General features: G+C 51.8%; 12 protein-coding genes. All 12 read left to right on the top strand.

What is annotated here, in order from left to right:
* Nucleotides 1-69: 69 nt before the first annotated feature.
* A complete protein-coding gene (gene ovoA / locus QNH99_RS00395) occupies nucleotides 70-2,208 on the top strand; it encodes a 5-histidylcysteine sulfoxide synthase (protein ID WP_410517186.1) in 2,139 nt (712 codons plus the stop codon).
* Between the two features lie 104 nt (nucleotides 2,209-2,312).
* Complete coding sequence (gene asnC / locus QNH99_RS00390; RefSeq protein ID WP_063877764.1) at nucleotides 2,313-2,774, top strand: transcriptional regulator AsnC; 462 nt, start codon at nucleotides 2,313-2,315, stop codon at nucleotides 2,772-2,774.
* 155 nt (nucleotides 2,775-2,929) lie between these two features.
* On the top strand, nucleotides 2,930-3,370 hold the full coding sequence (gene mioC, locus QNH99_RS00385; RefSeq protein ID WP_410517185.1) for an FMN-binding protein MioC: 441 nt from the start codon (nucleotides 2,930-2,932) through the stop codon (nucleotides 3,368-3,370).
* Between the two features lie 432 nt (nucleotides 3,371-3,802).
* Entirely contained in the window at nucleotides 3,803-5,692 is a 1,890-nt protein-coding gene (gene mnmG / locus QNH99_RS00380; RefSeq protein ID WP_063877766.1) for a tRNA uridine-5-carboxymethylaminomethyl(34) synthesis enzyme MnmG, read from the top strand.
* 47 nt (nucleotides 5,693-5,739) lie between these two features.
* A complete protein-coding gene (gene rsmG / locus QNH99_RS00375) occupies nucleotides 5,740-6,375 on the top strand; it encodes a 16S rRNA (guanine(527)-N(7))-methyltransferase RsmG (RefSeq protein ID WP_410517184.1) in 636 nt (211 codons plus the stop codon).
* 671 nt (nucleotides 6,376-7,046) lie between these two features.
* The gene (gene atpI, locus QNH99_RS00370) at nucleotides 7,047-7,427 is read left to right on the top strand and encodes a F0F1 ATP synthase subunit I (protein ID WP_063877768.1); all 381 of its coding nucleotides are present in this window, start codon (nucleotides 7,047-7,049) and stop codon (nucleotides 7,425-7,427) included.
* Between the two features lie 8 nt (nucleotides 7,428-7,435).
* Complete coding sequence (gene atpB / locus QNH99_RS00365; protein WP_063877769.1) at nucleotides 7,436-8,254, top strand: F0F1 ATP synthase subunit A; 819 nt, start codon at nucleotides 7,436-7,438, stop codon at nucleotides 8,252-8,254.
* Between the two features lie 48 nt (nucleotides 8,255-8,302).
* The gene (gene atpE, locus QNH99_RS00360; protein ID WP_003849523.1) at nucleotides 8,303-8,542 is read left to right on the top strand and encodes a F0F1 ATP synthase subunit C; all 240 of its coding nucleotides are present in this window, start codon (nucleotides 8,303-8,305) and stop codon (nucleotides 8,540-8,542) included.
* 103 nt (nucleotides 8,543-8,645) lie between these two features.
* Nucleotides 8,646-9,116 (top strand): F0F1 ATP synthase subunit B, encoded by a 471-nt coding sequence (gene atpF / locus QNH99_RS00355; protein ID WP_013023933.1) that lies wholly within the window; start codon nucleotides 8,646-8,648, stop codon nucleotides 9,114-9,116.
* Between the two features lie 14 nt (nucleotides 9,117-9,130).
* Nucleotides 9,131-9,664, top strand: coding sequence for a F0F1 ATP synthase subunit delta (gene atpH, locus QNH99_RS00350; RefSeq protein WP_006121199.1), 534 nt, complete (start codon nucleotides 9,131-9,133; stop codon nucleotides 9,662-9,664).
* Nucleotides 9,665-9,678: 14 nt separating this feature from the next.
* The gene (gene atpA, locus QNH99_RS00345; RefSeq protein WP_241568102.1) at nucleotides 9,679-11,220 is read left to right on the top strand and encodes a F0F1 ATP synthase subunit alpha; all 1,542 of its coding nucleotides are present in this window, start codon (nucleotides 9,679-9,681) and stop codon (nucleotides 11,218-11,220) included.
* 52 nt (nucleotides 11,221-11,272) lie between these two features.
* Nucleotides 11,273-12,139, top strand: a complete 867-nt coding sequence (gene atpG / locus QNH99_RS00340; RefSeq protein ID WP_063877770.1) for a F0F1 ATP synthase subunit gamma — start codon at nucleotides 11,273-11,275, stop codon at nucleotides 12,137-12,139.
* Nucleotides 12,140-12,152 lie beyond the last annotated feature (13 nt).

Genomic DNA, 12,152 nt, shown 5'->3' with positions numbered 1-12,152 from the left:
GCAGCAGAAATTCCATTTTGCTTTATAGTAAATATCTGCAATTACTTATTCAGCAATCAGGAGTGTCCTGTGAATACCGTTCAACCCCATCGCGATTTACCTGCGCCGACCCGTACGCTGATGCTCTCTGGCCAAAATGTCGAACAAAAACGTGCAGAGCTGCTGGCTTACTTCAATCAGACCTGGGCGCTGTACGAAGACCTGTTTACCTGTCTTAACGATCAGCGCGCCTGGTTTACCAAAGCGATTCCCCTGCGCCATCCGCTGATCTTCTATTTCGGTCACACCGCCACCTTCTACATTAATAAGTTAATGGCGGGCCGTTACATCGATGACCGCATTGATGACCACATTGAAGCCATGCTGGCCATCGGCGTGGACGAAATGAGCTGGGATGACCTCAACGACAACCATTATGACTGGCCTACAGTGGAAGCCGTGCGCGACTATCGCGGCAGCGTAAAAGCATTAGTGACGCAATTTATTCAGGAGATGCCGCTTGAACTGCCCATTCGTTGGGACAGCCCGGCCTGGGTGATCCTTATGGGCATTGAGCATGAGCGAATCCACCTCGAAACCTCTAGCGTACTGATTCGTCAGTTGCCGGTTGAATGGGTGAAATCCCAGCCGCAGTGGCCTGCGTGTGCTGAAGCGCGCCATGACCGACAGTCAGTACCCGCGAATACGCTGGTTCCCCAGCCCGGCGGTCACATCACCCTTGGCAAGACAGATGAGACCTATGGTTGGGACAATGAATACGGTACTCAGCAAATTGAGCTAAAACCGTTTAAAGCCAGCAAAATGCTGGTCAGTAATGCAGAATTTTATGAGTTTGTGCAGGCTGGTGGCTATCGGGAAACCCGCTGGTGGGATGAAGAAGGTTTGGGCTGGCGTCAGTTTGCGCAGGCAGAGATGCCCACCTTCTGGGTGGGCGACGCTACGATGCCCGATCAGCTAAAACTCCGCCTGATGTGTGAAGAAATTTCCATGCCCTGGGACTGGCCAGCGGAAGTCAATCAGCTGGAAGCCGCTGCTTTCTGTCGCTGGAAAGCAGAAGAAACCGGTAAATCAGTGCAGCTACCCTGTGAGGCTGAATGGTACCAACTCCGTGGGCAGGTAGAAGGCGATCAGCCAGACTGGCAGCAGGCTCCGGGCAATATTAACCTGGCTTACTGGGCTTCTTCCTGCCCGGTCGATCGTTTCCCTCAGGGTGAGTTTTACGACATCGTGGGGAATGTCTGGCAATGGACAACGACACCGATCAATGGTTTTGAGGGGTTTAAAGTCCATCCGCTGTATGACGATTTCTCTACGCCCACCTTTGATGGTAAGCACTCACTTATAAAAGGTGGAAGCTGGATTTCAACCGGCAATGAGGCGATCAAATCGTCACGTTATGCTTTCCGTCGCCACTTTTTCCAGCATGCCGGTTTCCGCTATGTGGTCTCCTCGCATCAGGAAACCATGGCGCTGAATCCTTATGAAACAGACAGCATGGTTTCGCAGTATCTCGATTTCCAGTACGGTCCGCGCTATTTCGGTGTCGATAACTACGCTGAAGCACTGGTCAAACTGGCACTGCCGCACAGTCAGAATCGAGGTGAAGCACTGGACATCGGTTGTGCAACCGGCCGCGCCAGTTTCGAGCTTGCCCGCCACTTTGAACATGTCACCGGGATGGATTACTCGGCGCGCTTTATCGATGTGGCGCTACAGCTCACTACCGGCGAAGATTTCCGTTACGTGGTGCCAGAAGAAGGCGAGCTGGTGGAATATCGGCAGGTACGGCTCAAGGACTTTGATGTCAGTAACGAACAGGCGAAGCGTATTCAGTTTGTACAGGGCGATGCCTGTAATATGAAGCCTCAACCCGCGCGTTACGATCTGGTGCTGGCTTCGAACCTGATCGATCGTCTGCGTCAGCCGGCGCGCTTCCTTCAGGATGTAACACCGATGCTGCGTCCGGGTGGTGTTTTAGTGCTGTCATCGCCTTATACCTGGCTGGAAGAGTTTACACCGAAGGAAAACTGGCTGGGCGGCGTGCGTGAGAATGGCGAAGCCCTGACCACTCTGCAGGCGTTACAACGCCTGTTGGCCGCGGACTTCGAGCAAATTGGTTCTCCACAGGATGTGCCGTTTGTCATCCGTGAAACGGCCCGTAAGTTCCAGCACACGCTCGCTCAGGTGACGCTGTGGCGTAAGCGTTAAGATAACCGGCAGCGGCATCAGCCGCTGCCGGTGAGTTGCCAGTTTGATTATTTTGCTGCACATTCTCCTCAGTTCATTGAAGAAAAACGATAACGAGGATGACAATGCCCGAACATCTGCAACTGGATAATCTCGACCGGGGTATCCTGAATGCATTACTGGAAAATGCGCGCACCGCTTACGCCGAACTGGCAAAACAGTTCAATGTCAGCCCGGGAACCATTCACGTCCGTGTCGAAAAGATGAAGCAGGCAGGCATTATCCTGGGCACGCGGGTTGAGATCGATCCCCGCCAGCTGGGCTTTGATGTCTGCTGTTTTATCGGCATTATTCTTAAAAGCGCCCGTGATTACCCGTCGGCACTGAGCAAGCTGGAAGCCCTGGATGAAGTTGTTGAAGCCTGGTACACCACCGGGCACTACAGTATTTTCATCAAGGTAATGTGCCGATCTATTGATGCCCTGCAGCAGGTATTAATTAACAAGATCCAAACTATTGACGAAATCCAGTCAACGGAAACCCTGATTTCCCTGCAAAACCCCATCATGCGAACCATCAAGCCCTGATCTTTCCACCAGCTTGTGCACAATCTTATCCTTAGACGATCGGCCGCCTGACAACGGCTGCATCGACATCATCTAAACTAATAACCCTGTTTTCCACAGGTGGATCACCGCTTGATCACAGCGTACAATGCTTTCCTTGATCTCAGGAGAGCACGATGGCCGACATTACGTTAATCAGTGGCAGCACCTTAGGCAGCGCCGAATATGTTGCTGAACATCTCGAAGGAAAACTGCAGGAAGCGGGCTTCTCAACGCAGATGCTGCACGGCCCTGAGCTGCATGACGTGCCGCAACAGGGCATCTGGCTGGTGGTGAGTTCTACCCACGGTGCCGGAGAGTTGCCGGATAATCTGCAACCTTTTTATGAGGCCATTGATGAGAGCCGTCCCGATCTGTCAGCCGTACGTTTTGGCGCAGTTGGCATCGGCAACCATGAATACGATCTGTTTTGTGGTGCAATACGCAACCTTGATGCCCTGTTAATTGCCTGTGGTGCACAGCGCATCGGTGAAAGGCTCGAAATTGATATTCTGGAACATGAGATCCCTGAAGATCCGGCTGAAGAGTGGGTGATGACCTGGAAAGACGCGATCTAAGCTGGTTGGGGATCGGGAAATAGCTACGATCCCCAGCAGAAGATACTGTTTTTCACACGATCCTGCCGTTTGTTTTGTGGATAACTACCCTGTTTAGTTGCGTATAACCGGTAGTTATCCAAAGAACAACCGGAGTTCACTTTGTTAGCTGTGGATAACAAGCCATTTTGATCCCAGCTTATACGGATCAGGATCACCGATCATTAACAGGTATCGATCCTCTCTATACGCTTGTTTACGCTGTGCTTTTCGCAGATATCCACAGGGAACCGCGATCCTAATAAGAGATCTAACAGAAAGATCATATAAAGAATTAAGATCTTTTCTTTTAATACCTGACGATCCCGCTGCTTTCACCTCAGCCATAATTTCAGTAGAATCCACGGCCCAGAGAGAACGATCTCTGACTATTCATCAACGAGGTACCACTTCATGTTTTATCAAGATCCTTTTGACGTCATCGTAATTGGTGGTGGTCATGCGGGCACGGAAGCTGCCATGGCAGCAGCCCGAATGGGTCAGCAAACCCTGTTACTGACCCATAACATCGATACGCTGGGACAAATGTCTTGTAATCCTGCAATCGGTGGAATTGGCAAGGGACATTTGGTAAAGGAAGTGGATGCCTTAGGCGGTTTGATGGCCGGTGCAATCGACCAGGCAGGTATTCAGTTTAGGATACTAAACGCGAGCAAAGGCCCTGCTGTACGGGCCACTCGTGCTCAGGCAGACCGCGTGCTCTACCGCCAGGCCGTGCGTAAAGCGCTGGAGAATCAGCCAAACCTGATGATCTTCCAGCAGGCCGTGGACGATCTCATCGTCGAAAACGATCGTGTCGTCGGTGCGGTAACCCAAATGGGCCTGAAATTCCGTGCCAAAACGGTCGTATTAACCGTGGGAACCTTCCTCGACGGTAAAATTCATATCGGGCTGGATAACTACAGCGGTGGCCGTGCAGGTGATCCGCCGTCGATTCCTCTGGCAAAACGCCTGCGCGCTTTGCCACTGCGCGTTGACCGCCTGAAAACCGGTACACCGCCGCGCATTGATGCACGCAGCATCGATTTTAGCGTACTCGCCCCGCAGCATGGCGATAACCCGATGCCGGTATTCTCTTTCATGGGCAATGCCGGACAGCACCCCCAGCAGGTGCCGTGCTGGATGACCTACACCAATGAAAAAACACATGATGTGATCCGTAATAACCTCGATCGTAGCCCAATGTACGCCGGGATCATCGAAGGGATCGGTCCACGCTATTGTCCGTCGATCGAAGACAAAGTGATGCGCTTTGCCGATCGTAATTCACATCAGATCTTCCTTGAGCCTGAAGGGCTGACCAGCAATGAGATCTACCCTAACGGTATCTCTACCAGCCTGCCATTCGACGTACAGATGCAGATCGTTCGTTCTATGCAGGGTCTGGAAAATGCGACGATCGTGCGTCCGGGCTATGCCATTGAGTATGACTTCTTTGATCCACGCGATTTGAAACTCACGCTGGAAAGCAAATTTATCGACGGTCTGTTTTTTGCCGGTCAGATCAACGGCACCACAGGCTATGAAGAAGCCGCAGCACAAGGTTTGCTGGCTGGCCTTAATGCGGCACGCCAGTCTGCTGACAAAGAAGGTTGGGCGCCGCGTCGCGATCAGGCTTATCTGGGGGTTCTGGTCGACGACCTGTGCACGCTGGGTACCAAAGAGCCTTACCGCATGTTTACCTCGCGTGCGGAATATCGCCTGATGCTGCGCGAAGACAATGCTGATTTACGTTTGACGGAAACCGGCCGTGAACTTGGCCTGGTGGATGATGCGCGCTGGGCTCGTTTTAATCAGAAGCTGGAAGCCATTGAGCAGGAACGCCAGCGGTTGCGTGATATCTGGGTGCACCCCAAGTCAGAACATGTCGATGCGGTTAACGCCATCACCAGCTCGCCACTGACGAAAGAAGCCAGTGCGGAGGATCTGCTACGTCGTCCTGAAATGACCTACCTGAAGCTGATGGCGCTTGATGCGTTCGGTCCGGCTTTAGCGGATGATCAGGCTGCCGATCAGGTTGAAATCCAGGTTAAATACGAAGGCTACATTGCACGTCAGCAGGAAGAGATCGATCGTCAGCTGCGTAACGAAAATACGCTGTTGCCCGCGACGCTTGATTATCGCCAGGTCAGTGGCCTTTCAAATGAAGTTATCGCCAAGCTGAACGATCACAAACCGGTTTCTATCGGCCAGGCATCACGTATCTCAGGCATCACGCCTGCTGCCATCTCGATTTTACTTATTTACCTGAAAAAACAAGGTCTGCTGCGCAAAAGCGCCTGATCTGAACCGGGGCGGGTTATCCCGCCCCCGCTGACTGGACTGATGCTGTGATCAACAAACTCACTTCGCTGCTGCAAGCGGCTAACATTTCCCTCTCCGATCAACAAAAACAGCAACTGGTCGCTTATGTCGGGCTGCTGGATAAATGGAATAAAGCCTATAACCTGACCTCGGTGCGCGATCCTCAGCAGATGCTGGTTCGCCATATCCTCGACAGTATCGTGGTGGCGCCTCATCTTGAGGGGGCACGCTTTATTGATGTCGGCACCGGTCCTGGTTTACCGGGCATTCCACTGGCCATCGTCATGCCGGATGCGCATTTCACCCTGCTGGACAGCCTGGGTAAGCGGGTACGATTTTTACGGCAGGTCCAACATGAGCTGGGGCTGACCAATATCGAACCGGTACAGAGCAGGGTAGAAGCGTTTCCTTCTGAGCCACCCTTTGACGGTGTGATCAGCCGCGCCTTTGCTTCACTGGAGGATATGGTGAACTGGTGTCACCATTTGCCGGCGAAGAACGGCCGTTTTTATGCCCTGAAAGGGGTCCGGCCCGATGATGAAATTACCAGCCTGCCCGCAGGCTATTCGCTGGGCAGGGTTATCTCGCTCCAGGTTCCACAACTGGACGGTGAGCGTCATCTGGTTATTATTACACCGCCAGGAAGCGTTCAGGCACCGTGAAAGCCTGGCGTTTCATCGTGCCTGTGTTACCAAAGATGCGATAGTTTGAGGGGCGAACCCGGCGATGTTGAGTGTCACATTGTTAAATTTCGCCCCGGAAATTATCTGAAAAACTTTTTCACATTTAACTTTTATTTCACAAAGTTTTATCAAAATAATCACTAATCCGCTGGGTATTAAACGCGTGCATCGCGATTAATCCTATTTAAGGGCAATAAAATTTTTGCATGAGTAATAGGCATTTTACGATTCTGAAGCAGACTTCGATGTCAATAGACCATTTTCATCGACAACAAAAATTATCAAGGACGTTTTTCTTTTTAACGTGATGATTATCAATGTTTTTATCCTTCATACCTTAGTTGGATAATGGCTCCTTAATAAAAGTTACTGTGGTGTGAATGCTTATTATGTGATCTAAAGCACGCTTTAAAATTGAGCCGCTGCAGAACTTTTCACAGCTTTATCCATAAACGGCTGCTCCGTATCTTTGGAAAAATAGTCATTCGGAAAGAAATTTAGATAATTGTTCACCTTTTCGTTACTTAACGATTGAAATCACAGGGACGGCCCGTATAATTTGCACGGCTTTTGCTACTTGACTCAAATGCACAAAGGCAGTCTTATACGACACGCGACATACCCCTAAAGGGCAGGAGAGTATCAGCGTCATGTCAGTGTCTCTTTACAGTGTAAAATACGCCCGAACGGTGCTGATGATTCAGCTAGTGACCATTGTCATCGTCGGTGCACTCTTTGCCTTGAAAGATGTCACCTGGGGCAGCTCTGCTCTTGCTGGCGGGATGGCAGCCTGGCTGCCAAACGTGTTGTTCTTGTTTATAGCCTGGCGCCTGCAAGGGCAAACTCCGGCTTCGGGGCGCGTCGCGTGGAGCTTCGCTTTGGGTGAAATAGCCAAAGTGTTCGCGACCATTATTTTGCTCATTGTGGCGTTGGGCGTATTCGATGCGGTCTTTTGGCCGGTCGGGATCACCTGGTTATCGGTGCTGGTCGTTCAGATGTTGGCACCGGCGGTAATTAACAACAAAGGGTAAGAGGCATCATGGCTGCAGGAGAAATCTCTACTCCGCAAGAGTACATTGGTCACCACCTGACTCATCTTCAGTTGGACCTGCGTACCTTCGAGTTAGTGAATGCTCACGACGCTCCCGCGACGTTCTGGGTATTAAATATCGATTCCATGTTTTTCTCTCTGGTGCTGGGAGTTATCTTCCTGGTGTTGTTCCGTAGCGTGGCGAAAAGCGCCACCAGCGGTGTGCCAGGGAAAATGCAGGCGGCTATCGAACTGGTTGTCGGTTTCGTTGATAGCAACGTGCGCGACATGTATCACGGTAAGAGCAAACTTATCGCCCCGCTGGCTCTGACAATTTTTGTCTGGGTCTTTCTGATGAACTTCATGGATCTGCTGCCAATCGATTTGCTGCCCTATATTGGTGAGCACTGGTTGGGGTTACCGGCGCTGCGCGTGGTACCTTCTGCAGACGTGAACATCACGTTATCAATGGCGTTGGGCGTCTTTATTTTGATTCTGTTCTACAGCATCAAAATGAAAGGCATTGGCGGCTTCACGAAAGAGCTGACGCTGCAGCCTTTTAATCACCCGATCTTTATCCCCGTTAACCTTATTCTGGAAGGTGTTAGCCTGCTGTCCAAACCGGTTTCTCTCGGTCTGCGACTGTTCGGCAACATGTATGCGGGTGAACTGATCTTTATCCTTATTGCCGGTCTGTTGCCGTGGTGGTCACAGTGGATTCTGAATGTGCCTTGGGCCATTTTCCACATCCTGATTATTTCGCTACAGGCTTTCATCTTCATGGTCCTCACGATTGTCTATCTGTCGATGGCATCTGAAGAACATTGATTTTTTTCTCAACAATACGCGTTTAACTGAAACAAACTGGAGACTGTCATGGAAAACCTGAATATGGATCTGCTGTACATGGCTGCCGCTGTGATGATGGGCCTGGCGGCAATCGGTGCTGCGATCGGTATCGGCATCCTCGGAGGAAAATTCCTGGAAGGCGCTGCTCGTCAGCCTGACCTGATTCCTCTGCTGCGTACGCAGTTCTTTGTTGTAATGGGTCTGGTGGATGCAATCCCAATGATCGCTGTTGGTCTGGGCCTCTACGTGATGTTCGCTGTCGCCTAAAGCCCCCGTGTTCACTCCGCACCTGGTGTGAGAGTGAACGGATTCTGCCGTTTATCGTTGATAGCGGCAGAAAAGTTAAATACTTAATTAGAGGCATTGTGCTGTGAACATTAATGCAACAATCCTCGGCCAGGCCATCGCGTTCATCCTGTTTGTCGCGTTCTGCATGAAGTACGTATGGCCACCGATTATGGCTGCCATCGAAAAGCGCCAGAAAGAAATTGCTGAAGGCCTTGCTTCTGCTGAACGCGCGAAGAAAGATTTGGATCTCGCGCAGGCTAATGCGACCGACCAGCTGAAAAAAGCGAAAGAGGAAGCTCAGGTCATTATCGAGCAGGCGAACAAGCGTCGCACGCAGATTCTGGACGAAGCCAAGACTGAAGCTGATAACGAACGCACTCGCATTGTTGCACAAGCGCAGGCCGAAATTGACGCCGAACGCAAACGTGCACGTGAAGAACTGCGTAAGCAAGTCGCGTTGCTGGCTATGGCTGGTGCCGAGAAGATCATCGAACGTTCCGTGGATGAAGCTGCTAACAGCGACATCGTTGATAAACTGGTCGCTGAACTGTAAGGAGGGAGGGGCTGATGTCTGATCTGATTACTGTAGCTCGCCCCTACGCCAAAGCAGCTTTTGACTTTGCTGTTGAGCATCAAAGTATTGAACGCTGGCAAAAGATGCTGGCGTTTGCCGCAGAAGTGGCTGCCAATGAACAGATGGCCGACCTGCTTTCTGGTGCTTTAGCACCTGAAGCACTGGCTGCCTCGTTTAATGCAGTCTGTGGTGATCAACTGGATGAACCCGCACAGAACCTGATTAAGGTGATGGCGGAAAACGGACGTTTGACAGCGCTTCCGGCTGTTCTGGCGCAATTCATTCAACTGCGAGACGCTTATGAAGCGACTGCCGAAGTGGATGTTATTTCTGCCAGCACGCTGAGTGACGACCAGCTGACTAAAATCAGCGCCGCGATGGAAAAACGTCTGTCACGCAAAGTTAAGCTGAATTGCAAAATTGATAAGTCTGTGATGGCAGGCGTGATCATCCGTTCGGGTGATCTGGTTATTGATGGCAGCGTACGCGGCCGTCTTGACCGTCTGGCTGACGTCTTGCAGTCTTAAGGGGACTGGAGCATATGCAACTGAATTCCACCGAAATCAGCGAACTGATCAAGCAGCGCATTGCTCAGTTCAATGTCGTGAGTGAAGCTCACAACGAAGGTACTATTGTTTCTGTAAGTGACGGTATCATCCGCGTACACGGCCTGGCCGATGTTATGCAGGGTGAGATGATTTCCCTGCCGGGAAACCGTTACGCTATCGCCCTGAACCTCGAGCGTGACTCTGTAGGTGCGGTGGTGATGGGTCCGTATGCTGACCTGGCCGAAGGCATGAAGGTCAAGTGTACTGGCCGTATTCTTGAAGTACCGGTTGGCCGTGGCCTGCTGGGCCGCGTGGTGAACACCCTGGGTGCACCTATCGACGGTAAAGGCGCAATCGACAACGACGGCTTCTCGCCAGTTGAAGTCATTGCACCTGGTGTTATCGACCGTCAGTCTGTCGACCAGCCTGTTCAGACCGGTTACAAATCTGTCGATGCGATGATTCCAATCGGCCGTGGCCAGCGTGAGCTGATCATCGGTGACCGTCAGACCGGTAAAACCGCAATGGCAATCGACGCCATCATCAACCAGCGCGATTCAGGCATCAAATGTGTCTACGTTGCGATTGGTCAGAAAGCGTCAACCATTTCCAACGTGGTTCGTAAACTGGAAGAGCACGGTGCGCTGGCTAACACCATCGTCGTCGTTGCGTCTGCGTCTGAGTCTGCTGCACTGCAGTATCTGGCTCCGTATGCAGGTTGCGCCATGGGCGAATACTTCCGTGACCGCGGTGAAGATGCGCTGATCGTATACGATGACCTGTCTAAACAGGCTGTTGCTTACCGTCAGATTTCTCTGCTGCTGCGCCGTCCACCAGGCCGTGAAGCTTTCCCAGGCGACGTGTTCTATCTCCACTCTCGTCTGCTGGAGCGTGCATCACGCGTGAGCGCTGACTACGTTGAGCGCTTCACTAATGGTGAAGTGAAAGGCCAGACCGGTTCTCTGACCGCGCTGCCAATCATCGAAACTCAGGCGGGTGACGTTTCTGCGTTCGTTCCGACCAACGTAATCTCGATTACTGATGGTCAGATCTTCCTGGAATCTAACCTGTTCAACTCCGGTATCCGTCCGGCTGTTAACCCGGGTATCTCTGTATCCCGTGTTGGTGGTGCTGCACAGACCAAGATCATCAAGAAACTGTCCGGTGGTATTCGTACCGCGCTGGCACAGTATCGTGAACTGGCAGCATTCTCCCAGTTCGCTTCTGATCTGGACGATGCAACCCGTAAACAGCTGAGCCACGGTCAGAAAGTGACCGAGCTGCTGAAGCAGAAACAGTATGCGCCGATGTCTGTCGCGCAGCAGGGTCTGGTTCTTTTCGCAGCGGAACGCGGCTATCTGAACGACGTTGAGCTGGCAAAAATTGGTAGCTTCGAAGCTGCTCTGCTGGCGTTCGCAGATCGCGATCACGCCGAGCTGATGGCTGAAATCAACCAGTCTGGTAACTTCAATAACGACATCGAAGAGAAGCTGAAAAGCCTCCTCGAGACGTTTAAAGCAACCCAGTCCTGGTAATGTCTGGCGGCTTGTCTGAAAAGGCAGGCCGCAAGGCTTTGAGGAGAAGCTAATGGCCGGCGCAAAAGAAATACGTACCAAGATCGGAAGCGTAAAAAATACGCAGAAGATCACCAAAGCGATGGAAATGGTCGCCGCCTCCAAAATGCGTAAAACGCAGGAACGCATGGCGGCCAGCCGTCCGTATGCAGATACCATGCGCAAAGTGATTGGTCACCTTGCGTTAGGTAATCTGGAATACAAGCACCCTTACCTGGATGAGCGCGACGTTAAGCGCGTCGGCTACCTGGTCGTTTCGACTGACCGCGGGCTTTGTGGTGGTTTGAACATTAACCTGTTCAAAAAATTGCTGGCAGAGATGAAGGCCTGGTCCGACAAAGGCGTCCAGAGCGATCTGGCGATTGTGGGATCTAAAGGCGTGTCATTCTTCGGCGCTGTTGGTGGCAACGTTGTGGCACAGGTCACTGGCATGGGCGATAAGCCTGCGCTCTCTGATCTTATCGGCCCGGTAAAAGTGATGTTGCAGGCCTATGATGAAGGCCGCATCGACAAGCTGTACATTGTCAGCAATAAGTTCAACAACACCATGTCTCAGACTCCGACCATTACCCAACTGCTGCCGTTACCGCCAGCGGAAGGTGAAGAAGAGATGAAGGCGAAGACCTGGGATTACCTGTACGAGCCCGATCCGAAAGCGCTGCTGGATACGCTGCTGCGTCGCTATGTCGAATCGCAGGTTTATCAGGGTGTGGTGGAAAACCTGGCCAGTGAGCAGGCCGCACGTATGGTGGCAATGAAAGCTGCAACCGATAACGGCGGAAATCTGATCAAAGAGCTGCAGTTGGTTTACAACAAAGCTCGTCAGGCCAGCATCACCCAGGAACTTACCGAGATCGTCTCGGGAGCCTCCGCGGTTTAACCAGGTTTGGAAT

Origin of the sequence: Pantoea allii, from assembly GCF_046529425.1 — a bacterium.
GTDB lineage: Bacteria > Pseudomonadota > Gammaproteobacteria > Enterobacterales > Enterobacteriaceae > Pantoea > Pantoea allii.
Note: the sequence above shows the minus strand (reverse complement) of the source record. Positions and strands in the feature narration are given on the sequence as shown.